Raw genomic sequence first — 26,243 nt, 5'->3', positions numbered from 1 at the left:
AATTTTACTGTTTCGGCACGAAAATTCCCTGGATTTTGGCGTTTTATCGATTCAGGAGCGCGACAAAACACATTAACCTGCCGCGATGCATCAACAGGAGGCACGCCGAATGTGGCCGAAGGTGACTCGCCTGGGCAGAAAATGGGGACAGGCAGTGCTGCTTGTCTTTGGCGTGCTGCTTTCGCTGGTGCTGGCGATTCAGCTTTGGCTTCAGATTTCGTCAAGACTTGAGGAGTTGCGCTCGGCGCGGCTGGACAACGCGATTTGGACCGTAACCCAGCTTGAGGTCGAGTTCCTTGAACTGGATATGGCTGTACTCGAACTGTTTCGAAAGGGCGATGTGGGCGCGATCAATCTGCGCCGCAGGTTCAATGTATTCTACAGCCGTGTTGATACGTTGTTGCAAAGCCCGATATATCGCGAGTCAATCCGCCGTATCGGAAATCTGGATGCTCTGTCTGATATTGCGTCAGAAAATCGACGCATCGCGAAGATGATTGATGACTCCGGTGGTATGCTGATGCCAATCGCTGACGGGCTGTCCCGGCGCGTGGAAGCCCTTAGGCCAATCGTGCGGCAGATATCAACCAACGGCAATTTTCTGTTGGCGACGCAGGGCGAGCGTAAACGCGAAGAGGTGGCTGCCGTTCTGAAGCAGTTAACGGTGGTGTCTTCGGTGCTTTTTGCATCGCTGGCCGGTTTGGCGCTGCTGTTCTTCCGGCTTTATGTCCAGAACAAGCGCCGCGCGCGGGACAACCGGCAGACCAGTGCGCGACTTTCCACGATTGTCTCAACCTCGCCCGACGCGATCGTCGTGACGGACGAGGCAGGGCACATCATGGAGTTTAATCCGGCGGCGGAGCAGATCCTTGCCATGTCGCGCGATAAGGCGCTTGGGCGGACGCTGAGCGAGTTTTTGAGCAACCCCGACGGCACTGCAGTACAGTTGCCAATGCAGCTGGAACCCGGGCCGACGCGACGGCAGTTTCTGGGGCTTGGAGCCGACGGCCACAAATTTCCGGTTGAGGTTTCGCAGGGGATTGCGCGCATTCGGTCACGGCAAGTCGTCGTGTATTTCCTGCGTGACATCACGACCCGTCTTGATTCCGAGCGTACCCTGAAAACGTCGCGCGACAGGGCGCTGGCCGGTGATCGCGCGAAATCGCGATTTCTGGCTGTGATGAGCCACGAAATGCGCACGCCTCTGAATGGTATCTTGGGCATCGTGGAATTGATGCGTGATGCGCCGGGTCGGCGGGAGGATGCCCATTATCTGAGCTTATTGCAGACGTCCGGGCAGATCCTTCTGAATCATGTGAATGATGTGTTGGACATAACACAAATTGAAGCGGCCGGGGTCAAGCTCTCGAACGCGCCCTTTGATCTCGACACGATGCTGGCTGAGCTGATTGCGGCCATGGGGCCATCAGCACAGCGGCGCGGCAACAGCCTGAGCTTGAGCAGGCCAGAGACACCGCTGGGCTGGTTCTCTGGCGACGTGCAGCGATTGCGGCAGGTCTTGGCCAATCTTCTTGGGAATGCGATCAAGTTTACTGAGAACGGAGATATCACGCTTTTAGCCAGCGTCGGCCCCATTGATCAAGGCGGATCGCAGGTTCTGGAATTTCATGTGTCCGATACTGGCGTCGGTATTGCCGAACAGGAGCAGACGCGGATTTTCGACGACTTCGTGCGGTTGGACTGTGGGGTTCATTCACAAACCGAAGGGACGGGACTCGGGCTTGGCATTACCAAACGCCTGATTTCGGCCATGGGCGGCACCATCGACGTGGAAAGTATTCACGGCGAGGGAAGCCTGTTCTGGGTCACGCTAAGCTTGCCACAGGTAAATCCTGACGATTTGGTCGCCGAGGTCGAGGATGAACATCCTCTGGAACTGGGGCGTGCTCTGCGTGTTCTTCTGGTCGAGGACAACCCGACCAACCGGTTCATTCTGCGTGAGATGCTTGAGCGCGATGGCCATGAGGTGTTTGAGGCCGTCGACGGGCTTGAGGGTGTCACGGTGGCACAGGCTGAACTGTTCGATCTGATTCTGATGGATATCAACATGCCGATTATGGGCGGGATCGAAGCCACACGCCGGATTCGCGTCTCCGGGGCCTCGATGAATTGTCGGATTGTGGCCTTGACCGCACATGTGATGGATCGCGATGCTGGGCTTTACCGCGAGGTGGGGATTGATGATGTGGTGCCAAAGCCCATTAGCCGCAATAACTTGCGCCGTGTCCTGACGGGAAATGCAGCCGAGTGGTCAGGCAGTTCTGATCGGGTCACTGTGGATGTTGTCGTTCTTTTGCAGTTGGTGCGGATGATCGGGCCGGTTAAGGCCGACCGTATGCTGGAAGGGGTTCTGGATCAGGGCAACGAATTTGTCGCGGACCTTGACCGCGCGGATGCGCTTTCGCCGGACGAAGTGCTTGATATGGTGCACGCGTTTTCCGGATCGGCGGCAATGATTGGCGCCCGTCGCCTGCGCAATACGCTGTCACACATGGAAAAGCGTCTGCGCGTTGACACGGATGTTGATATCAAGCCGTGGGTGGAGCCTCTTCAAATGCTGTGGGATGAAACTCAGCTGGGTATTTCCGAATTCCGCGAACAGCAATCCGCCCTCTAATTTTACCCCGTCGTGGCCGAGACGGTGGCATCCTTCAGCGTTTTGCTGTCGCTGGCAGGTGGTTGAGGCATGTGGGCGTGGACTCGGCGCGCGCGTTGGTCTATCGGGGGCGCAAAATCATCGGGGAAATGTCATGAGCTCTGGTAAGAACGGTCTGACCTATGCGGATGCGGGTGTGGATATTGACGCAGGCAATGCGCTTGTGGATCGGATTAAGCCTGCCGCCAAGCGCACTGCACGGCCCGGCGTGATGTCGGGGCTGGGCGGATTTGGCGCGCTGTTCGATCTGAAAGGCGCGGGATATGTCGATCCGATTTTGGTTGCGGCCACGGATGGGGTTGGCACCAAGCTGAGGATCGCCATCGACACCGGCAATGTCGATACGATCGGCATTGATCTGGTTGCTATGTGCGTCAATGACTTGGTGTGCCAAGGCGCCGAGCCGTTGTTCTTCCTCGACTACTTCGCCACCGGCAAGCTTGAACTGGACAGTGCAGCGCGGATCATCGAGGGCATCGCTGAGGGTTGCGCGCAATCCGGCTGTGCGTTGATCGGCGGCGAGACGGCCGAGATGCCGGGCATGTACCACGATGGCGATTTTGACCTTGCGGGTTTTGCCGTGGGTGCGATGGAGCGCGGTGCAGATTTGCCCGCGGGTGTTGCACCGGGCGATGTTCTCTTGGGCCTTGGGTCCAACGGTGTGCATTCCAACGGCTATAGCCTTGTGCGCAAGCTGGTCGAGGTATCCGGGCTGAGCTGGGACACTGACTGCCCTTGGGATGAGGGTACCTTGGGTGAGGCGCTGCTTGCGCCGACACGCCTGTATGTGACGCAGGCGCTTGAGGCGGTACGCGCCGGGGGCGTCCATGCGCTGGCACATATCACCGGTGGCGGGCTGACCGAAAACCTGCCGCGGGTTCTGCCCGAGGGCATGGGCGCCACGATCGACCTGAACAGCTGGGACCTGCCGGGCGTTTTCGCTTGGTTGGGGCAAGTAGGCGGCATGGCGCAGGCCGAAATGCTCAAGACCTTCAACTGTGGCGTCGGCATGATTCTTGTGGTCGATGCGGAGCGCGCCGAAGCGTTGAGCGGCCTTCTTACAGCGGCAGGTGAGCGCGTATTTGTTTTGGGCGCGGTGACGGGTGACGAAGGCGTGGCTTACACTGGGTCTCTGGTGTGACAACCCGCGTTGCGATCCTGATTTCAGGCGGTGGGTCGAATATGATCAAGCTGGTCGAAAGCATGGTGGGCGACCACCCTGCGCGGCCGGTATTGGTGGGGTCAAACGACCCTGAAGCGGGCGGTCTGGCCAAGGCTGCCGCATTGGGCGTGCCGGTGATGGCGGTGGATCACCGTCCCTTCAAGGGGGATCGCCCCGCGTTCGAAGCCGTACTGCAGGCGCGTCTGGAAGAGGCGGCACCTGATGTGATTTGCCTGGCTGGGTTCATGCGCGTGCTGACCGAAGGGTTTGTGCGGCGTTGGGAGGGGCGGATGTTAAATATCCACCCCTCGTTATTGCCCAAATACAAAGGCCTGCACACTCACGCCCGCGCGCTTGAGGCCGGAGAGACTGAGGCCGGATGCAGCGTGCACCTCGTCACGCCCGCGTTGGATGACGGGCCGATCCTTGGACAGGCCGTCGTGCCGATCCTAGAGGGCGACACGCCTGACACCTTGGCAGCGCGGGTATTGGTGCAAGAGCATCGGTTATATCCGGCGGTGCTGGAGCGCTTTGTGCGGGGCAATCTGACGCCGTTGCAACTGAGTTGACGCAGAGTGCTTTGCATTGGCGGAAACTATGGCGTATGTCTGTAGAACAGGCCGCATATGACTGCCCCAAAGCAAAAAACACGAAAAACAACGGCATATGATCACAATCACAACGACGGACGAACTTGCCGGTTTCTGCAAAGAGGCCCGCACCCATGACTATGTAACGGTCGATACGGAATTTCTGCGCGAACGCACGTATTATTCCAAGCTCTGCCTGATCCAGCTGGCCATGCCCGGCGACACCGATGATGGTGCGGTTCTGGTTGATCCTCTGGCCGACGGGCTGTCGCTTGAGCCGCTGTACGAGCTGTTTCGCGACACCTCGGTTGTGAAGGTGTTTCATGCCGCGCGGCAGGACCTTGAGATTTTCTATGTTGATGCGCGGGTGTTTCCCGAACCATTGTTCGACACGCAAGTCGCAGCAATGGTTTGTGGCTTCGGCGAGCAGGTCGGGTACGAGACTCTGGTGCGTAAGATCGCCAAGGAGAGCGTCGACAAGACATCGCGGTTTACGGATTGGTCGCGCCGTCCGTTGACTGAAGCACAGAAAACCTATGCCTTGGCGGATGTGACGCATCTGCGCAGCGTTTATGAATATCTGGCGGCGCAGCTGAAGAAGAACAACCGCGAGAAATGGGTGCAGGAAGAGATCAGGATTCTGACCAATCCAGACACCTATATAATCAACCCAGCAGATGCTTGGCAGCGCGTTAAGACGCGGACAACATCGGGAAAATTTCTGGCCATCGTGCGTGAACTGGCGCGGTTCCGTGAGGATTTTGCCCAGTCGCGCAACGTCCCGCGCAGCAGAGTGTACAAGGATGATGCGCTGGTCGAACTGGCTTCGACAAAGCCGCTGACACTCACGGATCTGGGGCGGTCGCGGTTGTTGTTGCGCGAGGCGCGTCGGGGCGAGATTGCGGATGGTATTCTGGCGGCAATCAAGGCCGGTGTCGAATGCCCGGCGGATCAGATGCCGCGACCCGATACCAGCCGAGACAAGCTTCAAGTCAATCCGGCGCTCGCAGATCTTCTGCGGGTGCTGCTGAAGGCCAAGACCGAAAGTTCGGGGGTGGCGTCTAAGCTGATTGCATCGGCCTCGGATCTGGATGCAATTGCGGCGGGGGTGCGCGAAGTGTCGGCACTGAGCGGTTGGCGGCGCGAAGTGTTTGGCGAGGATGCGCTGCGGCTGTGCAACGGCCGGATTGCGCTGGCCGCCAAGGGCAAGGATGTCCGCATCGTCGAGCTTTGATCAGCGGCGACGGCTGCTGCGGACGTTCTGGTTGCCGACCACCTGAATGGTTTTGACGCCGATCAGCGTTTCCTCGCTGAGGAAGCGCGCCACTGTTACAGTGCGCCCGGCAGCGGGGCCCACGACAGGGCGACGGTAGGCAGGCTGCAGAGCGCGCAGCTCATAGCTGAGTACGCCATCGTCCGGCTTGCCGCCGTTCTGCGCTATCAGACGTACATCAAAGGCGCCTTGCGCGGCGGAAACCCCGGTCACACGCACCAGCGCGCCGCCGGGCACCTTTTCGATCACCAGATCGGAAACCTGATCCACGAGTTGCCCCTGATACGGCAGGTCTTTGCGTTTGAGCTTGCTGCTCTGCGGGATCAGCGGATTGGCCGTTTGCTCTGAGGCAACCGTGGTGGGGGTGGATTGGCTGCGCCCGAACCAGTTGAATGGGTTCAACCGCGACTCGCGCGCCGCGCCGCAGCCAGAGACCACTAGGGTCGAAATCAAGAGGGCCGAAAGGGTTGTCCGCATCACATCCGCCTTTGTCACTTCCCCATCGGGTTACCCTATCCGGGCGGGCTTGAAAAGACGCAAGCGGGGCTGGACCTTTGTGCCGGGCCTGCCTAACTGAAGGCAAGCGAGCGAAAGGATAGATCATGGCGACAGAGGCATTCGAAGCGATTGTCGAGGATTTCGAGTTTCTGGACGACTGGGAGGACCGGTATCGCCATGTGATCGAGCTTGGCCGGGCGATGGCGCCGCTGGACGAGGCGTTTAAAGTGCCCTCGACCAAGGTTGAGGGCTGTGCCAGTCAGGTCTGGTTACATCCGCGGATCGAGGCCGGACGCTTCAGCTTTGATGGCGACAGCGATGCGCTGATCGTGCGCGGCCTGATTGCGGTCCTGCACGCGCTTTACGCCGATCTGCCGCTGGCCGAGGTCGGCAAGGTGGATGCTCCGGCAGAGCTGGGGCGGCTGGGTTTAAATGAGCATCTGTCGGCACAGCGGTCGAACGGGGTGCGGGCGATGGTCGAGCGAATTCGAATGGTTGCGGCAGAGGCCGCCATCTGAGGCATACGCCCTAGCGCAGCGCGGCGAGGCTGGCTTTTAGGTCGCCATAGCCGGTAAGGCGCCGCTCAAACGCCAGCCCCAGCCGGGCGGCGCAGTCACGGGCCGTGGCCGTCAGGGCCGGATCATCGGTTTGCGCCTGATAAACAAGTTTGGTGTAATTTCCGAAATACATCTCGCGCAGCTGTGGATGGCGATCAAGGCCCAGCGGTTTCCACACGAAGGCATCAAATTGTCGGACCAGAAAATCGGTCAGATAGAAGGCTGAGAAGTCACTTTCGCTATTGGCGGCAAACTTTTCATTCCCTTCAAAAAAGCTATAGCAGTGCGGGCCTGCGACCATATCGACGCCCATATCATGGCACAGGGCTTCAAGCTGCCCGCCGGTGCCGCAATCGGCATAGACGACAAAAATCCGGGCATATGTGCTGCGATGCTTTTCGATGGCGGCGCGCACGGCTGGCGTGATTCTTTCGGGGTGATTGTGCAGGATCGCGGGCAAGCATACTAAGTCCAAGTGGCTCCAATTGTTGGCCGCTTTCAGATCAAGGATTTCACGCGCAAGCGCGCCGCAGCCGATCAGAAGGACTTTGCCGCTGGTATGATCCAGCAGCAAGCCTTGGGTGGTCAGCATATCGTCGCTTGGCAGGTTCATCCGGTCCTTCGCCGCTGAACGGAATGGCCCGCCGAAGCGGGCCGGGCCTGAGCGGTCAGGCCAGAGCAGTTAAGCCTGTGCGCCGGAATTGTGCTTGCGGGCGACAAAGGTTTTGGCGGTTTCCACGGCAACCGCCGCGTCGCGGCAATAGGCATCGGCGCCGATGGCTTTGCCAAACTCTTCGTTCAACGGCGCACCACCGACCAGCACGATATAGTCCTCGCGCAGGCCTTTTTCGATCAGCGTGTCGATCACGACTTTCATATACGGCATCGTGGTTGTCAGTAGCGCGGACATGCCCAGAATGTCGGCGTCTTCGGCCGCGAGCGCATCAAGATAGGCGTCGACCGAGTTATTGATGCCCAGGTCGACGACTTCGAACCCGGCGCCCTCCATCATCATGCCGACAAGGTTCTTGCCGATGTCGTGGATGTCGCCTTTGACGGTACCGATCACCATTTTGCCGACGCGCGGCGCGCCTGTTTCGGCCAGAAGCGGTTTGAGGATGGCCATGCCACCTTTCATCGCGTTGGCCGCCAGAAGCACCTCGGGGACGAAGAGGATACCGTCGCGGAAATCGTTGCCGACGATGGTCATGCCGCCGACGAGCGCCTTCGTCAGCACGTCGTAGGGGGTCCAGCCACGGCCAAGCAGGATGGTCACGCCTTCTTCGATCTCTTCGCGCAAGCCGTCGTAAAGATCGTCAAACATTTGTGGCACAAGTTCATCGTCGTCGAGTTCGGACAGGATGATGTCGTCTTGGTCTTCCGACATGGGCGCGTTTCCTTGGCTGGTGCGGGCGGGCCGCAGCTGATTGTCTCTTTGCCAGATTTCGTCAATTCGCTGCCAAAGCACTTGGCGGATTGCGACAGGACTGGCTTCGGTTCCGACCTATAGTCGGTATTGCCGGGAAACGGCATTGAAAAATCTTCATTTTCATTGTGACCCAGCTTGCAATTGTTCGCTTTATGTTCTCATCTGGCGAAATGAGTAGTGAGCGGTCATATCCGGTGGCAAAGGATCTGCGGCGCGGGCGGGGCGCGGGAAGCAATGCGGCGGGCCGGTTCGAGCGGCTGGCGCACGAGCCAGAGAATGACGGTTGGGATATCGAGGAAGAGCGTGCGCCTGTGCGCACCGAGGTGCGGATCGAAGTGCCGCGGCGGATCATCACCTATAACCGGTCACCGGATCTGCCGTTTGATCGCTCGATCAACCCTTATAGGGGATGCGAGCACGGGTGCATCTATTGTTTTGCGCGGCCCAGCCACGCGTATCTGGGGATGTCGCCGGGGTTGGATTTCGAAACCCGACTGGTGGCACGCCCTGACGCGCCGGAGGTTCTGGCGCGTGAGCTGTCAAGCCGGGCCTATCGGGTGGCACCACTGGCGATTGGCACCAATACCGATCCGTATCAGCCGATCGAGCGCGACTATGCCATCACGCGCGCCTGCCTGAAGGTGCTACACGCCTTTCGGCACCCGGTGGCAATTGTCACCAAAGGGGTTCTGATCGAGCGGGACCTGGATATTCTGACCGAGATGGCGCGCGACGGGCTGGTACGGGTCGGTATTTCGGTAACGACGCTGGACCCCGTATTGTCGCGGCGGATGGAACCAAGAGTCCCATCGCCTGCGCGGCGGTTCGAGGTGATCAGGACGCTGAGTGGCGCAGGCGTGCCGGTGCGGTTGATGGCCTCGCCGATCGTACCGGGGCTGAGCGACCACGAGACCGAAGCGCTGCTGGAGGAGGGCAAGGCCGCAGGGGCGGGGTCGGCGAGTTGGATCATGCTGCGGTTGCCGCGCGAAGTGTCGCCGTTGTTTCAGGATTGGCTGGCCGAGTACTACCCAAACCGGGCGGCGCGGGTGATGGCGCGGCTGCGCGAAATGCACGGTGGCAAGGACTATGACGCGCGCTGGGGGCGCCGGATGCGAGGCGAGGGGCGCTATGCCGAGATGATCGGAGCGCGGTTCAAACTCGCAGCGCGGCGGCTGAGGTTGGATCAGCCGCAACCGCTTTTGCGCTGCGATCTGTTCAGGGTGCCGCCAAAATCGGGGGATCAGATGAGCCTGTTTTAGCGGCTCAGGCCCTCCTCAGTCAGTCACCTTCGAGCATCTTGTCGCAACCCTCGTAGCAGCGGGTCAGGCGTTTGGTGACTTTTTCGGCGCATTTCAGTAGTTTTTCGTCGTCGTCGCCGAATTTTTCGAGGCAGGCATTCGTTGCCTCCATCTCTTTTTCGGCGCACATATCCATACAGCTATCGTAATAATCGGGCGCGTTGCGCAGCTTTTCTGCGGGGACGCCCATTTGAATCAGCAAAGCATTGCGCTGTTCTCTATCGGCAGTTCCCCACGCGTGCAGGGCATGCAGCACGGCAATATGATCCATCTGAAGGCTCCTCTCATTGCAGAAGTGTCTGCTAAGATGAGTCTAGCTGAAGGAGGGCGCGCCGCTTTGATCGGGATCAAAGGGTGCGCGGTGGCGTCTTAGCTACGGCGACCGCGCCGGGTGGTGCGGCGCGCAGGGCCTTCGTCATCGCCGGTGCCGTCCGAGGCGGAGGAGAAGCCGCCGAGCACGGCAGTGATCTGCTCTAGCGTTGGGCGCGGGCCACGCGGGCGGGTCGAGAGGGCCTTGTGCATCGCTTCAAGGTGCTCGGGCATGGTGCCACAACAGCCGCCGATGATTGTCGCCCCGGCGTCGCGGGCCAGTACGGCGTATTCGCCCATCAGTTCGGGCGTGCCATCATAGTGGATATGGCCGTCGTGATATTTGGGAATGCCTGCGTTGCCCTTGGCAATAATCGGGCGCTCTGCGCCCTGTGCGGCAAAGCCCAGCACGGTGCGCAGCAGGTCGGAAGCCCCGACGCCGCAATTAGCACCATATGCCAGCGGCGGATTCGGCAGCTTTTCAACCATCGCAACCATGGCAGCACTGGTCAGGCCCATCATGGTACGCCCGGCGGTGTCAAAGCTCATCGTGCCGCACCAAGGCATATCCGCCAGAGCGAAAGCCTCGGCCGCGGCTTTGTATTCCTCGGCCGCCGAAATGGTTTCGAGCCACAGCACATCGGCGCCGCCCTCTTTCAGGCCTTCGGCCTGCTCGTGGAAGATTTCCACGGCGGCGGAATGGGTGAGCGGCCCCATCGGTGCGAAAATCTCGCCCGTCGGCCCGACCGATCCCGCAACAACCACGGTGCGGCCTGAGGCATCGGCGACTTCGCGGCCCAACTCGGCGCTGATCCGTGACAATTCGCGGGCGCGTTTTTCGGCGCCGTGCAGTTTCAGCCGCGACGCGTTTCCGCCGAAGCTGTTGGTCAGGAAAATGTCGCTGCCTGCATCAACGGCGTATTTATAGAGCTTTCTGATCCGGTCGGGATGCTCTTCGTTCCACATTTCGGGCGCGTCGCCCGAGCTGAGGCCCATGTTGAACAGGTTGGTTCCGGTCGCGCCATCGGCCATCAGCCAGTCGCGGGACTTCAGAAGGCGGGAAAGGGCGTTGGTCATTGATCTGTCCTGACGGAGTTGCGGCTTTTGCCCGGTTCCCTGTCATGATTACCTGGTTGAGGCAAATTCATTCTATGCAGGATGATTATGAACCGTGCAGAGCACGGGAGTGTTCAGAATGCGCCATACGCGGCACGAAAGCGCCGCGTATTGTTTGATGTCACATCCGATAAGCTGCGGCGCAGCTTATCCGGCTTCGCCCATCAGTTGGGTTTTGGCCAGCGGCAGAAGTTCCGCCATTTTGGCACGGATCGTGTCGGCATCGGATTTGTCGCCAAGATCGGCGGCAACCTTGCGGACGACATCTTCGTGGCCGGCTTCTTCGAAATCGGCACGCACGACGGTCTTGGCATACTCTGCCGCTTCGTCGCCCGAAAGCCCCATCAGTTCGGCCGCCCAGAGGCCCAGCAGCTTGTTGCAGCGGGCTTCGGCTTTGAATTTCATTTCCTCGTCGTGGGCATATTTTGCCTCAAACGCATTTTCGCGGTCGTCAAAGGTGGTCATTCTCGATCCTCGGCTGACGTTGCAGTTGCCCCTGATATGCCCGTATGGCGCGCGCGGTGCAAGAGGCTGGCGTCTCTTGCGACAATGCTGCCCATGCACTATGACAACGCAGGCCCAGAGGACTCAGCCTCTGGAGAGCGACGGAGTGGCCATGGCACGGCGCAAGAAAATATACGAAGGCAAGGCAAAAACCCTGTATGAAGGGCCCGAGCCCGGCACAATCGTGCAATATTTCAAAGATGACGCAACCGCGTTCAATGCCGAGAAGCGCGCTGTGATCGAAGGCAAGGGGGTGCTCAACAATCTTCTGTCAGAATATTTCATGACCGGACTGAACAATATCGGCGTGCCGACGCATTTTCTGAAGCGGCTGAACATGCGCGAACAGTTGGTGCGTTCCTGCGAGATCATTCCGCTTGAAGTTGTGGTGCGCAACTATGCGGCCGGGTCCATGTCAAAGCGTCTTGGGGTCGAGGAAGGCATGCAACTGCCGCGCCCGATCATAGAATACTATTATAAAGATGATGCTTTGGGCGATCCCTTGGTCACCGAGGAGCATATCGCGGCCTTTGGCTGGGCCAGCCAGCAGGACATGGATGATATCCTGAGCCTTGCATTGAGGGTAAATGACTTCCTGTCGGGGGTCATGTTCGGGGTTGGCATCAAGCTGGTGGATTTCAAGATCGAGATCGGCCGGGTCTATGAGGGTGATTTCCAACGCCTTGTTGTGGCTGATGAAATCAGCCCCGATAGCTGCCGTTTGTGGGATATCGAAACAGGTCAGAAGCTGGACAAGGACGTGTTCCGCCGCGATCTGGGGAGCCTGACGGATGCCTATACCGAGGTGGCGCGGCGTCTGGGCGTGATGCCCAAGACCTCGACCCCGATTGGTAAACCAACGCTGATCAATTGAAAGCCAGGCTCGGCATCGCCGGGCGGCACAATCCACTCGATCGAACAAGGCCGCGCCAGATTGCGCGGAAAGAAAAAACCGGAGAGACGCAAATGAAAGCACGGGTTCACGTGATGCTGAAAAACGGGGTTCTGGACCCGCAGGGCGAGGCGGTGCGCCACGCGCTTGGCTCGCTGGGGTTTGACGGGGTGCAAGGCGTGCGCCAGGGCAAGGTGATTGAGCTGGATCTGGCCGAGGGCACAACCGAAGCCACGGTGCGCGACATGTGTGAAAAGCTTTTGGCGAATACGGTTATCGAAAGCTACAGTATCGAACTTGGCTGAGCAGGCCGCCGAAGAACGGACAAAAGCCGCGTTCCCGAGGGGGAGCGCGGCTTTTTATTTGCGCCGGGTGACCTTGACCTTTCGGGTGGAGGCCGGCTTGACTTGCGCTCAGGCAAAATGAATTCGGGGAGGGATTCCAATGCGCGCAGCGGTTCTGAGAGAATACAATAAAGATTTGGTGATCGAGGACGTACCGACCCCGGAGTGCCCGGAGGATGGCGTGGTGCTGAAGGTTTTGGCCTGTGGCGTATGTCGGTCTGACTGGCACGGCTGGATCGGCGAGCACCCTCGGGTCAAGCCGGGGCAGATTGGCGGGCATGAATATTGCGGCGAGGTGGTCGAGGCCGGGCCAAGATCAAGTTGGAAGCTTGGCGACAAGTTGGTGGCCCCTTTCATTCTGGCCTGCGGCATGTGCCCCAGCTGTCAGTCGGGGAATCAGAATACCTGTCCGAATCAGCGTCTGCCGGGTTTCATCGAACCGGGGGCATTCGCTGAGTATGTCGCGGTGCCGTTTGACCACAATCTGGCGCGTCTGCCCGAAATGTTGTCGCCGACGGTGGCGGCGGGGCTGGGGTGCCGGGTGACGACAAGCTGGCACGCGCTGACCGGGCGGGCGGCGTTGCAGGCCGGTGAGTGGCTGGCGGTGCACGGGACCGGCGGGATTGGTCTGTCTGCAATGTTGCTGGGCAAGGCCTTGGGGGCCTATGTGGTGGTGGTTGATGTGGTTCAGGAAAAGCTGGATCATGCGCTGAGCCTTGGGGCTGATGCGGCGGTGAATGCGCAAGATGGCGGCGCAGCTGAGAAGATCCGCGAGATTACCAAGGGCGGTGCTCATGTCAGCGTCGAGGCATTGGGGATTGCCGCGACCACGAATGCAAGCATTGAGTGCCTGCGCCCGCTCGGGCGGCATGTGCAGGTGGGCATGCCTGTGGGCCACACCGCCCATATGGAGATCAATATGTCTGCGGTTTATCAGGGCAATCTGGCGCTCTATGGCACGCGCGGCATGCCGAGCTGGCGCTATCCCAGCCTTCTGGGCTTGATCACCAGTGGCACTGTCGATATGTCGCCCTTGATCGCACGCGAAATTCCGTTGTCGCGGACCGGGGCAGAGTTGGCGGCCTTCAATGGCCCAACCCCGCCCGGCGTGGCCGTGATCACGGATTTCACCAGCTAGGAGCCTTGTGCCATGAAAGCCGCCGTCATCGTTTTTCCCGGGTCCAACTGTGACCGTGATCTTGCCGTCGCCTTCGAGCGCGCGGGCATGGATGTCACGATGGTGTGGCATAAGGATACGGCGCTGCCTGAGGGCATGGATATCATCGGCATCCCCGGCGGCTTTTCTTTCGGTGACTATCTGCGCTGCGGCGCAATCGCCGCCAATTCGCCGATTTGCCGTTCGGTTGTCGGGCATGCCGAGCGGGGCGGGTATGTGCTGGGCATTTGCAACGGGTTTCAGGTGTTGACCGAAACCGGGTTGCTGCCAGGCGCACTGATGCGCAATGCGAACCTGAAGTTCATCTGCAAGTCGGTTGGGCTGAAGGTCGAAACTTCAGACAGTGCATTTACCGCTGGGTACAATGCGGGGCAGGTTCTGTCGATTCCGGTGGCGCATCACGATGGCAACTACAATGCCGATGCCGAGCTGGTCGCGCGTTTGACAGGTGAGGATCGGATTGCCTTCACCTATATGGACAATCCTAACGGCTCTGTCGCTGATATTGCCGGAGTCCTGTCAGAAAACCGTCGGGTGCTGGGAATGATGCCACACCCTGAGCGGGCAGTGGACGAGCGCCATGGCGGCACCGACGGATCGGCGATGTTCCGCGCTTTGATGGATCAGCTGGCCACAGCGTGACTTGAGGCGGGACGCCCGACCGCCTAAGTTTGCTCATGGCCTCGGTTCCGCAAACAGTGATTTCGACCAGCAACACCCGCACTATCAGTTGGCGGGTGCGTCTGGCATTGTTTGTCGTGATCCTGATGGCGGTGATCACGGTGGTGGTCACCAATAATCTTCTGACTGACCGGTTTACCCAAAATACCCGCAACCGGGCCGAGCTGCGGCTGGCGCTTTATAGCGGCAACCTGTTGAGCGAGCTGCGCCGAAATGCGATTGTGCCGCAGCTTCTGGCGCGCGACCCGGCGCTGATCGGGGCGTTGAATTCGGATGATTTTTCGCAATCCAGCCAGCGCTTGATTTCATTCGTCGAAGAGATTGGCGCGGCCTCGTTAATGTTGCTGGATAGTGACGGGCGGGCGGTGGCGGCGACGGATCGCAACAGATTGGGGTCGCAGCACCGGACCGAGCCGTATTTTGTCAACGCCATTCGCGCCAGTGAAACTCTGTTTTCAGTGCTTCAGCGCGAAAGTGGTGGATACAGTTTTACCTATTCTCGGCGGCTGGAAAGTCAGAATTCAACAGTTGGCGTAATCCTGGTCGAGGTCGATCTGCAAAAGTTCGAGCGCGCTTGGGCGGGGATCTCGGACGCGGTGTTGGTGACGGACAGTGTTGGCACGATAATCCTCGCAACCGAACCGCGCTGGCGCGGGCAGACCGAGGAGCAGGCGCTGGTCTCGGCACCTGCAGGCAGCGCAATTGAGCGGGCAATCAAGGCCACCGCTGATTGGACAGCCCTGCCGGCTGACGCTTATGTTCAGGGTGAGGCGGTGATGCGGATGGAAAGCCGGATTCCGTTCCAAGGCTGGCGGATCGCAAGTTTTACCACCTATGACAGCGTGCGCGAGCGGGTGAACGGCGTTCTGGCGCTGGAAATCATGGGATTCGCGATGTTCCTGGCGCTGGCGTTCTATTTTCTCAGCCGCAAGACCGCGCTGCGCATGGCGCTGTTTCAACGCGAGTCGGCGGAACTTCGCGCGCTGAACGTGCGCCTACAGCGGGAAATCGCCGAACGAGAACGGGTGCAAAAGACCCTCGCCGTGGCCGAGCAGACGCTGGCGCAAAGCTCGAAGCTGGCGGCGTTGGGCGAGATGTCGGCAGCGGTCAGCCACGAGCTGAACCAACCGCTGGCCGCGATGAAAACCTATCTGGCGGGCGCGCGGCTTTTGCTGCGGCGCAACCGGCCCGACGAGGCGCTGTCATCGTTCCAGCGGATTGATGATCTGATCGAACGGATGGGCTCGATCACGCGGCAATTGAAAAGCTATGCCCGAAAGGGCGGCGAGACGTTTTCCCCAGTGAATATGGGCGATGCGCTGGCTTCTGCCCTCTCGATGATGGAGCCTCAGCTTAAGAAGCGCAAAGTGCGGATCAGCCGTGCTGTGCCCTCGGATCCGGTGCGGGTCATGGGGGACCGGGTGCGGGTTGAGCAGGTGATGGTTAACTTGTTGCGCAACGCATTGGACGCGACCCAGACAGTGCCGGACCCAGAGATTGATCTGATCCTCGCGGCGGGAGAAACCGCCACGCTGACGGTGCGCGACAATGGCCAAGGGATTGATGATCTGGAGGCGCTGTTCGAGCCGTTTTACACCACAAAGAAGCCGGGCGAGGGTGTTGGGCTGGGGCTTGCCATTTCTTCGGGGATCGTGAACGACCTTGGGGGACGGCTGACGGCGCGCAATGCCGAAGGCGGGGGGGCTGTATTTGAAATGCAACTTCCTATCTTAACAAATGAAACAGAGACCGAAGCGGCGGAGTAACAAGCCATGTCGAAGGTGATGAAGATCGCCATCGTGGACGATGAGCAGGATATGCGGCAGTCAATCAGCCAATGGCTGGCGCTGTCAGGATACGACACCGAAACCTTTGCCAGCGCCGAGGATGCACTGAAGGCGTTGGGGCCAGATTATCCGGGCATCGTGATTTCCGATATCAAGATGCCGGGCATGGATGGGATGCAGTTCCTGAAGAAGTTGATGGGCAGCGACAGCGCCTTGCCCGTGATCATGATCACCGGGCACGGTGATGTGCCGATGGCGGTCGAGGCAATGCGCGTGGGTGCGTTCGATTTTTTGGAAAAGCCGTTCAACCCGGACCGGATGACCGAATTGGCCAAAAAGGCCACCAACACCCGGCGCCTGACGTTGGACAACCGGGCGCTGCGGCGTGAGCTATCTGATGGCGGGCAGTTGATGAAAAAGCTGATCGGGTCGAGCCCGGTCATGGAGCGGCTGAAAGAAGATATTCTGGATCTGGGGCAGGCGGATGGCCATGTTCTGATCGATGGTGAAACCGGAACCGGCAAGACGTTGGTGGCGCACGCACTTCACGCCGTGGGCGCGCGGGCGGGCAAAAAGTTTGTGCTGCTATCTTGTGCTGCTTGGGATGAAGATGCGCTGGCCAAACGTCTGTTCGGCCCGATGATGCCCGAAGACAGCCGCTTGCCTGCGGTCGAGGAAGCGCGAGGCGGTACGTTGGTGCTGGAGGATATCGAGGCGCTGTCAGATAGCCTTCAGGCGCGTCTGCTGGGGCTGATCAACGAACAGGGCACACCCGCAGAAACCCGGATCGTGGCAATTTGTAACCTGCAAGAGCAGAACCGCACGATCGAGGACGCGTTGCGCCCCGATCTGTTTTACCGCTTGGCGGCGCTGCGGATCACGCTGCCGCCGCTGCGCCAGCGCGGCGAGGATATTCTGACGCTGTTTACCCGCCTGTCCGAACAGTTTTCCGAGGAATACGGCTGTGACGCGCCCAAAGTCAGTGCGCAGGAAGCAGCACAGTTGTTGCAGGCCCCTTGGCCGGGCAATGTGCGGCAGCTGATCAATGTGGCCGAACGCGCGGTGCTGCAATCGCGCCGTGGCAGCGGCACAATCACCTCGTTGCTGATGACCGATCACGACGACATGCAGCAGGTGATGACCACCGAAGGCAAGCCGTTGAAGGAATATGTCGAGGCGTTCGAACGGATGCTGATCGACAACACGATGCGGCGCCACAAAGGCTCGATTGCCAATGTGATGGACGAGTTGTGCCTGCCGCGTCGAACCCTGAATGAAAAGATGGCCAAATACGGATTGCAGCGCTCAGATTACCTATGAGGGAATTTTCCCCATTGTCATCGGCGCGCTCCTGCCATTATGGTAAAAGAACGGCAAGAGGCGCTTAATCGGCGTCCGCCGCGTGAGTTTCGCTGTTTCAGACATGTGTAGGACAAAAAAACCGGCACGTCTGGGCAGACCGATTGGTTCCTGAAAACAGGGCCGCGAAAATTGCCCGACGTTTCCAAGAAAGAACGCGGGCCTTGAATGGGCGTTCCCGCTATTGGGTAACGTCGGAGAAGAAACGCGATGAGGCGCGCGACATCACCAAAAGTGAGAGCAGGGGCTGAGATCAGCTTGCCCTGCCGCGCGTCCGCACTCGCCCATATCAGACATCTGCCGCAACGCCCCCGCCCTCCGGGTCAGGGGGTTTTGCCGCGATGCAGACGGACAACATGGCAAAGAAAATGCTTATCGACGCCACCCACGCCGAGGAAACTCGCGTCGTTGTGGTTGATGGAAACAAAGTCGAGGAATTCGATTTTGAATCAGAAAATAAACGCCAGCTAGCTGGCAATATCTATCTGGCAAAGGTCACGCGGGTTGAACCCTCGCTGCAAGCGGCGTTTGTGGATTACGGCGGAAACCGGCATGGTTTTCTGGCGTTCTCGGAAATTCATCCCGATTACTATCAGATTCCGGTCGCGGACCGTGAAGCCCTGATGGAAGAAGAGCGCGCATATGCCGAGGCTCAGCGCGCTGAAGAGGATGATGAAGAAAAGCCCAAGCGCTCGTCCCGGTCGCGTCGTCCGTCATCGTCGCGGTCGCGGGCCGAATCCACACGATCGAAGGATGCGACAGCCACCAAAGAGGTGAGTAGCCCGGAAAATTCGGGGTCTGAAATCTCGGGGATGGAGACAATCGATCTGGAGGACGAGGCAACGCCTGAAGGCACCTCTCCGATGGAAACGGTTGCGGAAACACCGGTCGAAGAGCCGACGGACGAGACCACAGTAGAGGCCACCGTCATAGTAACGACAGAGGCCAAAGCCCCAGAGACCGAGCCTGCGGAAGGTGATAAAGACAATGGCACCGACCTTGGTACGGTCGAGGCAATGGACAAGGACGACAGCATCGAATCCGTTTCGGATGACGACGATGCCGAAGATATCCGTCCGGTGCGCAAACCACGTCCGCGCCGCTATAAGATTCAAGAAGTTATCAAAGTGCGTCAGATCCTGCTGGTGCAGGTCGTAAAGGAAGAGCGCGGCAACAAAGGTGCGGCGCTGACCACTTATCTGAGCTTGGCAGGCCGGTATTGCGTGTTGATGCCCAACACCGCACGCGGGGGCGGCATTTCGCGTAAGATTACCAACGCTGTGGACCGCAAGAAGCTGAAGGAAATCGCGGGCGAGATCGACGTGCCGAGCGGTGCGGGGCTGATTATTCGCACAGCGGGGGCCAAGCGCACCAAGGCCGAGATCAAGCGCGACTATGAATATCTCTTCCGGCTGTGGGAGCAGATCCGCAAGCTGACGCTGGATTCGATCGCACCTGCGAAGATTTACGAAGAGGGCGATCTGATAAAACGCTCGATCCGCGATTTGTATAATCGTGACATCGACGAGGTGTTTGTTGAAGGCGAGCGCGGGTACCGCATTGCCAAAGACTTCATGAAGATGATCATGCCGTCGCACGCGGTAAATGTGAAACATTACCGCGAGTCGATGCCGTTGTTCGCGCGATATCAGGTCGAAAGCTATCTGAGCAGCATGTTCAATCCGACGGTGCAGCTGAAATCCGGCGGCTATATCGTGATCGGCGTGACTGAAGCGCTGGTGGCGATTGACGTGAACTCTGGCCGGGCCACGAAAGAAGGCTCGATCGAGGAAACCGCGACCAAGACCAACTTGGAGGCTGCCGAGGAGGTGGCCCGCCAACTGCGTCTGCGCGACCTTGCTGGCCTGATCGTGATCGACTTTATCGACATGGATGATCGGCGCAACAATGCCGCCGTCGAGAAAAAGATCAAAGACAAGCTGAAAACTGACCGTGCGCGCATTCAGATCGGCCGGATTTCCGGCTTTGGTTTGTTGGAAATGTCGCGCCAGCGTCTGCGCCCTGGCATGATCGAGGCGACGACTCAGCCGTGCCCGGCCTGTCATGGGACCGGCTTGATCCGGTCGGATGACAATCTAGCGCTGTCAATCCTGCGTCAGATCGAAGAGGAAGGCGTGCGTCGCCGTTCGCGCGAGGTTCTGGTGAAATGCCCAGTGGGGATCGCCAACTTTATTATGAATCAGAAGCGCGAGCATGTGGCGCAGATCGAAGGCCGCTATGGTTTGTCGGTGCGGGTCGAAGGTGATCCGATGCTGATCAGCCCGGATTTTTCGCTCGAGAAGTTCAAGACCGCGACCCGTGTGGTGATTGAACAGCCAATGCCGGTTGTGTCGGTTGATACCACCCTGATGGATCAGGTCGACGAAGCCTCTGTCGAAGAAGAAGATGAGGTCGAGGCGGTCGCCGTGATTGAGACCTCTGAAGAGGACAACAAGCCCAAAAAGCGCCGTCGTCGGCGTCGGCGGAGCCGGTCGAAATCTTCGGAAGGATACGATGCAGAGTCCGAGGGCGAAAGCTCGGAAGACGCTGTCGAAGATGCGACCGAGGCTGACACGGATGAAGAGGCGGCCAAAAAGCCGTCAACTCGTTCGAGAAGCCGCAGCACAAAGCCCAAGGCCGACAAGGCGGTTGAGGCTGAAACCCCAGTCGAGCCTCAGGCAGCCGAGCAGGAAACGCCCGTAGAGGTGACGGAAACGTCAACGACTGATGTGCGTGAACCGGCTGAAGTCGAGGCATCTGCAGAGCCGGTTGCGGAGCAAGAACCTGTGTCGCCTGAGCCTGCGCAGCCGGAGGTTCCTCAACCCGCGCCCGAGCTGCCTGAGCCGGTGCAACCTGAGATGCCGCAAGAATCCGAGCCTGTGCCGGAAGCGCCAATTGAGGTTGAGCCTGTGACGCCGGTCGAAATTCCGCCAGAAGCCGTAGCTGAGCCTGAGGTCGAGATTGAAGATCCCAACAGGCCCAAGCGCCGTGGTTGGTGGTCGCTGGGCGGCTAAAACTAGGATCAATTGTTGAAGATCACGCCGCGCAGTTCTCTGCGCGGCGTTTTCGTTATGTGAGAGGAGATTGCGCGCCGCAGCGGATGCGAAAGATCTGATGCGCGTCTGCGGTTTCCATTCCCAGAAACGTGTGCCCGGTTTCGGAGCAGTAGTGGGGAATGTCGATCACGGCCACGGGGTCGTCTGCCAAAAGCTGCACAACGGTGCCTGGCTGGACCGACAGCAGTGCCTTACGCAGCTTGAGTACCGGCAGCGGGCAGAGCATTCCGATGGTGTCGATTTCGATCTCGCTATTCATGCGGCAGTGGGTAATCGGCGCACGCACTGCTGTCTACTAAGTTGTGACAATGCGTCAGGTGACGCCGCCGCAGCAATCACCTAAGAAAGGCCTATGTTCGGAATAGAAATCATCGACGCGGGATTGATGCCCGCCATGTTCGTGGCGCTGATGGCGGGGGTTATCTCGTTCGTCAGTCCTTGTGTTTTGCCCATCGTGCCGCCCTATCTGGCCTATATGAGTGGGGTGTCTTTGGGCGACCTGACCGAAGGGAAGGGCGGGCGAAACAAGGCTCTTCTGCCTGCACTCTTTTTCGTGATGGGTCTGTCGACGGTATTTTTGTTTCTTGGGTTTACGGCATCGGCCATTGGCGCGGTGTTTCTGGGCTATCAGGATTGGTTCAATACCATTGCCGGGTTGTCGGTGATGGTATTTGGCGCGCATTTCATTGGGGTGTACCGGATTCCGTTTCTGGACCGCGAAGCGCGTCTGGATGCGGGCGACCGGGGCGGGTCTGCTTTGGGGGCGTATGTTCTGGGCTTGGCCTTTGCGTTCGGCTGGACGCCGTGCATTGGTCCGCAGCTAGGGGCGATTTTGTCGCTAGCGGCCGGGGAAGGGTCGGTTGCCCGGGGAACTTTGCTGCTGGCGGTTTATGCGTTCGGGCTGGGCGTGCCATTTTTGTTGGTGGCAGCGTTTTTGCCGCGGCTTACCGGGGTGATGGGCTGGATGAAGCGCCATATGGAGCAGATCGAGCGGGTGATGGGGCTTTTGCTGTGGACCATCGGCTTGTTGATGCTGACGGGCGGATTTTCGGCATTTTCATACTGGCTGCTGGAGAAATTTCCATCACTGGCCGCGCTCGGATAAGTCATGTTCCTGCCCCAAATCTGCGCTAAACTATGCGTAAGAGGGAGCAGATGAGCAAAGATAACCAACACAGGGTTTCGCGCCGCCGGGTGTTTTATATTCCCGGCTATGATCCGATTCATCCGCGCCGATATCGCGAGCTTTACCGCAAGGAGAGCGCGGAGCAGGCGGCGATTTCGGGGTATGAGATCGCGCTGCGCCCTAAAACCACCAAAGGGGCCTATGGCTGGCATGTCTCCGCGTTGATCGACGGTCGGGCAACCGACACGGATGTTGAAGTGCTGGTTTGGTCCGACATCGTGCGTGACAGCATGGCGCAGGGGATAGCCGCGACATATCTGCAGCTGATCCGCACCGCGTGGGTCTATATTGGCACGGGGGCGTTATGGCGGCTGATGCGGCTGCGCAAGGGGCCAGTGATAGCTGCACTCTATCCTATCGTATTTCTGCTGGCGCAGCTTGTACTTGCGCTGGTGGTGGCCTTCGGGCTGGGTCAGGTTTTGGCGCTTATCCACCCATGGATGGGGTGGACCGGACTTGCGGTTGTACCTTTTGTGCTGGAATGGTTCCGCAAGCGCGACGGCAAGTTCTTTGCCTACTACCTGATGCACGATTATGCATATTCCGCGCGTTCGATGGGGGCCAACACGCCGGAGCTTGAGGCGCGGATGGTCGAGTTCACCACGATCATCGCCGAGGCACTGACGGCGGATGTTGATGAGGTTCTGGTCGTCGGCCATTCCTCAGGGGCGCATCTTGCCGTGTCGGTCCTGTCGGATCTGATCAGGGCCGGGCAGGTGCCGGGGGATGGTCCTGCGCTGAATCTGCTCACGTTGGGGCAGGTGGTGCCGATGGTATCGTTTTTACCCAAGGCGCACAGGTTGCGTGCCGATCTTCGGTTTTTATCAGAAACCGAGGAGCTTACTTGGGTTGACGTGACAGCCCCCGGCGATGGCTGTGCCTTTGCCTTATGCGATCCGGTAGCAGTGTCGGGCGTGGCGACGGCGGCGAAACGCGGGCCTTTGGTGGTGTCGGCTGCGTTTACCCAAACGCTGAGCCCCGCGCGTTGGGCTGAACTGCGCTGGCGGTTTTTTCGGCTTCATTTTCAGTATCTTTGCGCATTTGACCGACCGCGAGATTATGACTACTTCCAGATCACTGCCGGACCGCTGACACTGTCGGACCGATATGCCGGGCGATCCCCGTCGAAATCACGGATTGAGGCGTCAGTAAATAAATTTACGTCGGTGCAGCCGACATGAAGCCGCCAAAACCCCCGGTGCGGCAGGGGAAAACCTCGCTCTGGTCGTATTTGCGGTTGTTCCGACAGGACATTCTCTCGGCCCAACCGGCGCGACTGTATCGGGCTTGGATGGCCGAGTTTCGCACGCCGTTTTTCCGCTCGTTCCTGTGCAATGATCCGGCGCTGGTCGAATTGGTGTTGAAGGGGCGGCCTGACGATTTCCCTAAATCAAACCGTGTTAGCGAGGGGCTGCGGGTTTTGCTGGGAAATTCGGTATTTGTGACCAACAGCGCGGTCTGGAAACGCCAGCGTCGTATCATTGACCCGGCCTTTGAGGGCGGGCGGTTGCGCGATACGTTTCCGGCGATGTGGCAGGCTGGGCAGGCGGCAGTAGCGCGGTTGGCGCGGCTGGCCAATGGGGAACCGGTCGAGATAGAGGTTGAGGCCAGCCACGCTGCAGCTGATGTGATCTTTCGTACGTTGTTTTCCATTCCGATCGAAAATCAGCTGGCGGGGCAGGTGTTCGGGGCATTCCGCGAACATCAACGTACGCAACCGGTGCTGAATTTGGGGGCGTTTGTTCCGCTGCCGCGTTGGGTGCCACGGTTTCACAAGCGCAAAACCCGGCAGACGGCGCGCGAAATTCGCGGTCTGATCACGCAGCTGACAGCTGAACGGATGGAGGCGATCCAGTCCGGGACTGCGCCTGATGATCTGGCGACGAAAATCATGACCACGGCGGACCCGGAAACCGGCGATGTGTTTGATACCGAAGAAATGGTCGATCAGGTCGCGATTTTCTTTTTGGCCGGGCATGAAACCAGCGCCTCGGCACTGGCTTGGGCGCTGTATATGCTGGCGATGTATCCGGACTGGCAGGCGCAGGTTTCGGATGAGGTTGCTGCGGTCGACCTGGATACTCCCGACTTTTCAGTGATGTCGAAGTTGAGGCTGACGCGCGATGTATTTCGGGAAACGCTGCGGCTGTATCCGCCAGTGCCGATGATGGTACGCGAGGCGGCCTGCCCAGAGCAGTTCCGCGCGCGTGCGGTGCCGCGTGGTAGTCAGATCGTGCTGAGCCCATGGCATTTGCACCGGCACGAGCGTATGTGGGAACGCCCGGATGATTTTGATCCGGCCCGTTTCACCACACCGAATGGCAAAGAATGCCTGCGCAACGCATTTTTGCCGTTCTCGGCCGGGCAACGGGTGTGCCCCGGAGCCGGATTTGCCATGGTCGAGGGGCCGTTGTTACTGGCAATGCTGGTGCAGGCCTATCGGTTTGATCTGGTGGCAGACCGCCCGGCGATGCCCGTGGCGCATCTTACGGTGCGCGGCAAGGATGGGATCTGGTTGCGGATCAGTCCGCGCTAGCCGCGAAAGTGACGCAGCACATATAGGCGAATGGCTGAAGCCAGGCCGGTGTCGGCTTCGCGTGAGGCATCGATTTCGGCGGCCAAGACATTGATTGGCTTTTTCTTTTCGGCGCAAATTTCACGAAAAGCCTGCCAAAACTCATCTTCTAGCGACACGCTGGTGCGGTGACCTTTCAGGGTCAGCGAGCGTTTGATGGGGCGGGTGCTCATTCGCGTTCGTGCCCCTCAAGATCACGGCGGGCCTTTTCGGCGAGGGCGTGCTCTTGCTTTTTTTCCGACTTGGACCGCCCGAATTTCACGGCGTTCTGATCTGCGCGGGCCTTTTTCTCGGCCCGCGCCTTTTCTTTTCTGACCCGGTTCAGATTGACCGGTTCAGGCATCACTTTGGCCCGATCATATCTTCGGGGCGGACCACGCGGTCGAAGGTTTCCGCGTCGACAAAGCCAAGCGCGATTGCCTCTTCTTTCAGGGTTGTGCCGTTTTTATGGGCGGTCTTTGCCACTTTGGTGGCGTTGTCATACCCGATGGTCGGGGCCAGCGCGGTGACCAGCATCAGTGATTCCTTCATCAGCTTGTCGATCCGCACCACGTTGGCCTGAGTACCGACAACCATGTTGTCGGTGAAGCTGCTGGCGGCGTCACCAAGAAGTTGCATGGATTGCAGGACGTTATAGCTCATCATCGGGTTATAGACGTTGAGTTCAAAATGCCCTTGAGACCCTGCAAAGCCAACGGCAGCGTCGTTGCCCATGACGTGGGCGCAGACCATGGTCAGGGCCTCGGCCTGAGTCGGGTTGACCTTGCCGGGCATGATCGAGCTTCCGGGTTCGTTTTCCGGCAGGATCAGCTCGCCCAGACCCGAACGCGGACCAGAGCCGAGAAGACGCATGTCATTGGCGATCTTGAACAGAGAGGCGGCGATGGTTTTCAGTACGCCCGAGAACATTACCATGGCATCATGCGCGGCGAGGGCTTCGAATTTGTTGGGCGCGGTCACGAAGGGTAAGTCGGTGATCTCGGCGATCTGTGCTGCGACGCGGGTGTCCCAACCTTTTTTGGTATTCAGCCCGGTGCCGACGGCAGTGCCGCCCTGCGCCAGTTCGTAGATCTCGGGAAGTATTTTATTCACCCGCATCATGCCCTGAGAAACCTGATGTGCGTAGCCGCCGAATTCCTGACCCAGTGTCAGTGGGGTTGCATCCTGCGTATGGGTGCGCCCGATCTTGATAATATTGTTGAATTCCTTGGACTTGGCGGACAGGGCGGCGTGCAATTTTTCCAGTCCGGGCAGCAGGGTGTCGCGCGCCATCATGCCAATGGCGACGTGCATCGCGGTCGGGAAGGTGTCGTTCGAGGACTGGCCCATGTTGCAATGGTCATTGGGGTGTACTGGCTTTTTTGAGCCCATCACTCCGCCCATCATTTCAATCGCGCGGTTCGAGATCACCTCGTTCGCATTCATGTTCGATTGGGTGCCAGAGCCAGTCTGCCAGACGACCAGCGGGAAATTGTCATCAAACTTGCCGTCAATCACCTCGGTTGCGGCGGCGGCGATATTGTTGCCCAGCTCGGCGGGCATGTCACCCTGCGCGATGTTCACCAGCGCGCAGGCCTTTTTGATCACGCCAAGGGCGCGGATGATCGCCACAGGCTGACGCTCCCAGCCGATAGGGAAGTTTATTATGGAGCGCTGTGTTTGCGCGCCCCAATATTTATCTGCGGGAACCTCAAGCGGGCCGAAGCTGTCGGTTTCGGTGCGGGTCATGGTCATCAGTCAGCCTCCAAACGGGAATTTGCCGACTTGTTACCT

26 protein-coding genes are annotated in these 26,243 nt (G+C 59.3%); 16 read left to right on the top strand and 10 right to left on the bottom strand.

Annotation, left to right across the window (positions count from 1 at the left end):
• The first annotated feature begins 154 nt into the window (after positions 1 to 154).
• The 4 genes from BSF79_RS16015 to rnd all read left to right on the top strand — a co-directional run bounded on the left by BSF79_RS16015 (position 155) and on the right by rnd (position 5,663).
• Positions 155 to 2,638, top strand: coding sequence for an ATP-binding protein (locus BSF79_RS16015; protein ID WP_175545356.1), 2,484 nt, complete (start codon positions 155 to 157; stop codon positions 2,636 to 2,638).
• 133 nt (positions 2,639 to 2,771) lie between these two features.
• Positions 2,772 to 3,818 carry a phosphoribosylformylglycinamidine cyclo-ligase gene (gene purM / locus BSF79_RS16010; protein WP_090270824.1) on the top strand — a complete coding sequence of 349 codons (1,047 nt, stop codon included), beginning with the start codon at positions 2,772 to 2,774 and terminating at the stop codon, positions 3,816 to 3,818.
• On the top strand, positions 3,815 to 4,408 hold the full coding sequence (gene purN, locus BSF79_RS16005; protein WP_090270823.1) for a phosphoribosylglycinamide formyltransferase: 594 nt from the start codon (positions 3,815 to 3,817) through the stop codon (positions 4,406 to 4,408). Before purM ends, purN begins: the two co-directional genes overlap by 4 nt.
• Before the next feature lie 97 nt (positions 4,409 to 4,505).
• Complete coding sequence (rnd, locus tag BSF79_RS16000) at positions 4,506 to 5,663, top strand: ribonuclease D (protein WP_090270822.1); 1,158 nt, start codon at positions 4,506 to 4,508, stop codon at positions 5,661 to 5,663.
• On the opposite strand, the gene BSF79_RS15995 is transcribed toward rnd, so the two are convergent.
• On the bottom strand, positions 5,664 to 6,179 hold the full coding sequence (locus BSF79_RS15995; protein WP_090270852.1) for a hypothetical protein: 516 nt from the start codon (positions 6,177 to 6,179) through the stop codon (positions 5,664 to 5,666). It lies immediately after the preceding gene.
• Between the two features lie 125 nt (positions 6,180 to 6,304).
• Between BSF79_RS15995 and BSF79_RS15990 the strand changes: the two genes are divergently transcribed.
• The gene (locus BSF79_RS15990; protein WP_090270821.1) at positions 6,305 to 6,718 is read left to right on the top strand and encodes a SufE family protein; all 414 of its coding nucleotides are present in this window, start codon (positions 6,305 to 6,307) and stop codon (positions 6,716 to 6,718) included.
• A 10-nt stretch (positions 6,719 to 6,728) separates the two neighbouring features.
• On the opposite strand, the gene BSF79_RS15985 is transcribed toward BSF79_RS15990, so the two are convergent.
• On the bottom strand, positions 6,729 to 7,370 hold the full coding sequence (locus BSF79_RS15985) for a DUF1638 domain-containing protein (RefSeq protein WP_090270820.1): 642 nt from the start codon (positions 7,368 to 7,370) through the stop codon (positions 6,729 to 6,731).
• Positions 7,371 to 7,439: 69 nt separating this feature from the next.
• The gene (locus BSF79_RS15980) at positions 7,440 to 8,144 is read right to left on the bottom strand and encodes a corrinoid protein (protein ID WP_090270851.1); all 705 of its coding nucleotides are present in this window, start codon (positions 8,142 to 8,144) and stop codon (positions 7,440 to 7,442) included.
• A gap of 212 nt (positions 8,145 to 8,356) precedes the next feature.
• Here BSF79_RS15980 and BSF79_RS15975 point away from each other — a divergent pair, with 212 nt between their 5' ends.
• Complete coding sequence (locus BSF79_RS15975; RefSeq protein WP_245776432.1) at positions 8,357 to 9,445, top strand: PA0069 family radical SAM protein; 1,089 nt, start codon at positions 8,357 to 8,359, stop codon at positions 9,443 to 9,445.
• Between the two features lie 19 nt (positions 9,446 to 9,464).
• Here BSF79_RS15975 and BSF79_RS15970 read toward each other — a convergent pair whose 3' ends face one another.
• The 3 genes from BSF79_RS15970 to BSF79_RS15960 form a co-directional block, all read right to left on the bottom strand.
• The gene (locus BSF79_RS15970; RefSeq protein WP_090270818.1) at positions 9,465 to 9,755 is read right to left on the bottom strand and encodes a hypothetical protein; all 291 of its coding nucleotides are present in this window, start codon (positions 9,753 to 9,755) and stop codon (positions 9,465 to 9,467) included.
• Between the two features lie 98 nt (positions 9,756 to 9,853).
• A complete protein-coding gene (gene bmt, locus BSF79_RS15965) occupies positions 9,854 to 10,870 on the bottom strand; it encodes a betaine--homocysteine S-methyltransferase (protein WP_090270817.1) in 1,017 nt (338 codons plus the stop codon).
• 186 nt (positions 10,871 to 11,056) lie between these two features.
• Positions 11,057 to 11,374 (bottom strand): DUF1476 domain-containing protein, encoded by a 318-nt coding sequence (locus BSF79_RS15960; protein WP_090270816.1) that lies wholly within the window; start codon positions 11,372 to 11,374, stop codon positions 11,057 to 11,059.
• Positions 11,375 to 11,525: 151 nt separating this feature from the next.
• Here BSF79_RS15960 and purC point away from each other — a divergent pair, with 151 nt between their 5' ends.
• From purC to BSF79_RS15925, 7 genes are all read left to right on the top strand, one after another.
• The gene (gene purC / locus BSF79_RS15955; protein ID WP_090270815.1) at positions 11,526 to 12,287 is read left to right on the top strand and encodes a phosphoribosylaminoimidazolesuccinocarboxamide synthase; all 762 of its coding nucleotides are present in this window, start codon (positions 11,526 to 11,528) and stop codon (positions 12,285 to 12,287) included.
• A 92-nt stretch (positions 12,288 to 12,379) separates the two neighbouring features.
• Positions 12,380 to 12,610: a phosphoribosylformylglycinamidine synthase subunit PurS gene (gene purS, locus BSF79_RS15950; RefSeq protein ID WP_090270814.1), complete on the top strand. Its 231-nt coding sequence runs from the start codon at positions 12,380 to 12,382 to the stop codon at positions 12,608 to 12,610.
• Between the two features lie 139 nt (positions 12,611 to 12,749).
• Positions 12,750 to 13,787 (top strand): zinc-binding dehydrogenase, encoded by a 1,038-nt coding sequence (locus tag BSF79_RS15945; protein ID WP_090270813.1) that lies wholly within the window; start codon positions 12,750 to 12,752, stop codon positions 13,785 to 13,787.
• A gap of 12 nt (positions 13,788 to 13,799) precedes the next feature.
• Positions 13,800 to 14,468, top strand: a complete 669-nt coding sequence (gene purQ / locus BSF79_RS15940; RefSeq protein WP_090270812.1) for a phosphoribosylformylglycinamidine synthase subunit PurQ — start codon at positions 13,800 to 13,802, stop codon at positions 14,466 to 14,468.
• A 35-nt stretch (positions 14,469 to 14,503) separates the two neighbouring features.
• Entirely contained in the window at positions 14,504 to 16,273 is a 1,770-nt protein-coding gene (locus tag BSF79_RS15935; protein WP_090270811.1) for a sensor histidine kinase, read from the top strand.
• Between the two features lie 6 nt (positions 16,274 to 16,279).
• Positions 16,280 to 17,614: a sigma-54-dependent transcriptional regulator gene (locus tag BSF79_RS15930; protein ID WP_090270810.1), complete on the top strand. Its 1,335-nt coding sequence runs from the start codon at positions 16,280 to 16,282 to the stop codon at positions 17,612 to 17,614.
• Between the two features lie 395 nt (positions 17,615 to 18,009).
• Entirely contained in the window at positions 18,010 to 20,667 is a 2,658-nt protein-coding gene (locus tag BSF79_RS15925) for an Rne/Rng family ribonuclease (protein ID WP_090270850.1), read from the top strand.
• A 55-nt stretch (positions 20,668 to 20,722) separates the two neighbouring features.
• Here the strand turns inward: BSF79_RS15925 and BSF79_RS15920 are convergent, their stop codons facing one another.
• Positions 20,723 to 20,968, bottom strand: a complete 246-nt coding sequence (locus BSF79_RS15920) for a sulfurtransferase TusA family protein (protein WP_090270809.1) — start codon at positions 20,966 to 20,968, stop codon at positions 20,723 to 20,725.
• A gap of 93 nt (positions 20,969 to 21,061) precedes the next feature.
• Between BSF79_RS15920 and BSF79_RS15915 the strand changes: the two genes are divergently transcribed.
• Genes BSF79_RS15915 through BSF79_RS15905 form a run of 3 tightly spaced genes read left to right on the top strand, consistent with a single transcriptional unit; the run spans position 21,062 to position 24,431 of the window.
• On the top strand, positions 21,062 to 21,814 hold the full coding sequence (locus BSF79_RS15915; RefSeq protein ID WP_090270808.1) for a cytochrome c biogenesis CcdA family protein: 753 nt from the start codon (positions 21,062 to 21,064) through the stop codon (positions 21,812 to 21,814).
• 50 nt (positions 21,815 to 21,864) lie between these two features.
• Positions 21,865 to 23,076, top strand: coding sequence for a hypothetical protein (locus tag BSF79_RS15910; protein WP_090270807.1), 1,212 nt, complete (start codon positions 21,865 to 21,867; stop codon positions 23,074 to 23,076).
• Complete coding sequence (locus tag BSF79_RS15905) at positions 23,073 to 24,431, top strand: cytochrome P450 (protein WP_090270806.1); 1,359 nt, start codon at positions 23,073 to 23,075, stop codon at positions 24,429 to 24,431. Before BSF79_RS15910 ends, BSF79_RS15905 begins: the two co-directional genes overlap by 4 nt.
• Here the strand turns inward: BSF79_RS15905 and BSF79_RS15900 are convergent.
• Genes BSF79_RS15900 through fumC form a run of 3 tightly spaced genes read right to left on the bottom strand, consistent with a single transcriptional unit; the run spans position 24,428 to position 26,204 of the window.
• A complete protein-coding gene (locus BSF79_RS15900) occupies positions 24,428 to 24,643 on the bottom strand; it encodes a ribbon-helix-helix domain-containing protein (protein WP_090270805.1) in 216 nt (71 codons plus the stop codon). The two genes, BSF79_RS15905 and BSF79_RS15900, sit on opposite strands and share 4 nt — an antisense overlap.
• The gene (locus BSF79_RS15895; RefSeq protein WP_090270804.1) at positions 24,640 to 24,813 is read right to left on the bottom strand and encodes a DUF4169 family protein; all 174 of its coding nucleotides are present in this window, start codon (positions 24,811 to 24,813) and stop codon (positions 24,640 to 24,642) included. Before BSF79_RS15895 ends, BSF79_RS15900 begins: the two co-directional genes overlap by 4 nt.
• A complete protein-coding gene (gene fumC / locus BSF79_RS15890) occupies positions 24,813 to 26,204 on the bottom strand; it encodes a class II fumarate hydratase (RefSeq protein WP_090270803.1) in 1,392 nt (463 codons plus the stop codon). The genes BSF79_RS15895 and fumC overlap by 1 nt, the downstream gene beginning before the upstream one ends.
• Positions 26,205 to 26,243: the final 39 nt, after the last annotated feature.

This window comes from Thalassovita taeanensis, assembly GCF_900110775.1.
Classification (GTDB): domain Bacteria; phylum Pseudomonadota; class Alphaproteobacteria; order Rhodobacterales; family Rhodobacteraceae; genus Litorimicrobium; species Litorimicrobium taeanense.
Note: the sequence above shows the minus strand (reverse complement) of the source record. Positions and strands in the feature narration are given on the sequence as shown.

What these genes read in the sequence shown, in the direction of transcription:
- purM (WP_090270824.1), top strand. Translation starts at nt 2,772, where the DNA reads ATGAGCTCTGGTAAGAACGGTCTGACCTATGCGGATGCGGGTGTGGAT.
- rnd (WP_090270822.1), top strand. Translation starts at nt 4,506, where the DNA reads ATGATCACAATCACAACGACGGACGAACTTGCCGGTTTCTGCAAAGAG.
- BSF79_RS15995 (WP_090270852.1), bottom strand. Translation starts at nt 6,179, where the DNA reads ATGCGGACAACCCTTTCGGCCCTCTTGATTTCGACCCTAGTGGTCTCT.
- BSF79_RS15990 (WP_090270821.1), top strand. Translation starts at nt 6,305, where the DNA reads ATGGCGACAGAGGCATTCGAAGCGATTGTCGAGGATTTCGAGTTTCTG.
- BSF79_RS15985 (WP_090270820.1), bottom strand. Translation starts at nt 7,370, where the DNA reads ATGAACCTGCCAAGCGACGATATGCTGACCACCCAAGGCTTGCTGCTG.
- BSF79_RS15980 (WP_090270851.1), bottom strand. Translation starts at nt 8,144, where the DNA reads ATGTCGGAAGACCAAGACGACATCATCCTGTCCGAACTCGACGACGAT.
- BSF79_RS15975 (WP_245776432.1), top strand. Translation starts at nt 8,357, where the DNA reads ATGAGTAGTGAGCGGTCATATCCGGTGGCAAAGGATCTGCGGCGCGGG.
- BSF79_RS15970 (WP_090270818.1), bottom strand. Translation starts at nt 9,755, where the DNA reads ATGGATCATATTGCCGTGCTGCATGCCCTGCACGCGTGGGGAACTGCC.
- bmt (WP_090270817.1), bottom strand. Translation starts at nt 10,870, where the DNA reads ATGACCAACGCCCTTTCCCGCCTTCTGAAGTCCCGCGACTGGCTGATG.
- BSF79_RS15960 (WP_090270816.1), bottom strand. Translation starts at nt 11,374, where the DNA reads ATGACCACCTTTGACGACCGCGAAAATGCGTTTGAGGCAAAATATGCC.
- purC (WP_090270815.1), top strand. Translation starts at nt 11,526, where the DNA reads ATGGCACGGCGCAAGAAAATATACGAAGGCAAGGCAAAAACCCTGTAT.
- purS (WP_090270814.1), top strand. Translation starts at nt 12,380, where the DNA reads ATGAAAGCACGGGTTCACGTGATGCTGAAAAACGGGGTTCTGGACCCG.
- BSF79_RS15945 (WP_090270813.1), top strand. Translation starts at nt 12,750, where the DNA reads ATGCGCGCAGCGGTTCTGAGAGAATACAATAAAGATTTGGTGATCGAG.
- purQ (WP_090270812.1), top strand. Translation starts at nt 13,800, where the DNA reads ATGAAAGCCGCCGTCATCGTTTTTCCCGGGTCCAACTGTGACCGTGAT.
- BSF79_RS15935 (WP_090270811.1), top strand. Translation starts at nt 14,504, where the DNA reads ATGGCCTCGGTTCCGCAAACAGTGATTTCGACCAGCAACACCCGCACT.
- BSF79_RS15930 (WP_090270810.1), top strand. Translation starts at nt 16,280, where the DNA reads ATGTCGAAGGTGATGAAGATCGCCATCGTGGACGATGAGCAGGATATG.
- BSF79_RS15925 (WP_090270850.1), top strand. Translation starts at nt 18,010, where the DNA reads ATGGCAAAGAAAATGCTTATCGACGCCACCCACGCCGAGGAAACTCGC.
- BSF79_RS15920 (WP_090270809.1), bottom strand. Translation starts at nt 20,968, where the DNA reads ATGAATAGCGAGATCGAAATCGACACCATCGGAATGCTCTGCCCGCTG.
- BSF79_RS15915 (WP_090270808.1), top strand. Translation starts at nt 21,062, where the DNA reads ATGTTCGGAATAGAAATCATCGACGCGGGATTGATGCCCGCCATGTTC.
- BSF79_RS15910 (WP_090270807.1), top strand. Translation starts at nt 21,865, where the DNA reads ATGAGCAAAGATAACCAACACAGGGTTTCGCGCCGCCGGGTGTTTTAT.
- BSF79_RS15905 (WP_090270806.1), top strand. Translation starts at nt 23,073, where the DNA reads ATGAAGCCGCCAAAACCCCCGGTGCGGCAGGGGAAAACCTCGCTCTGG.
- BSF79_RS15900 (WP_090270805.1), bottom strand. Translation starts at nt 24,643, where the DNA reads ATGAGCACCCGCCCCATCAAACGCTCGCTGACCCTGAAAGGTCACCGC.
- BSF79_RS15895 (WP_090270804.1), bottom strand. Translation starts at nt 24,813, where the DNA reads ATGCCTGAACCGGTCAATCTGAACCGGGTCAGAAAAGAAAAGGCGCGG.
- fumC (WP_090270803.1), bottom strand. Translation starts at nt 26,204, where the DNA reads ATGACCATGACCCGCACCGAAACCGACAGCTTCGGCCCGCTTGAGGTT.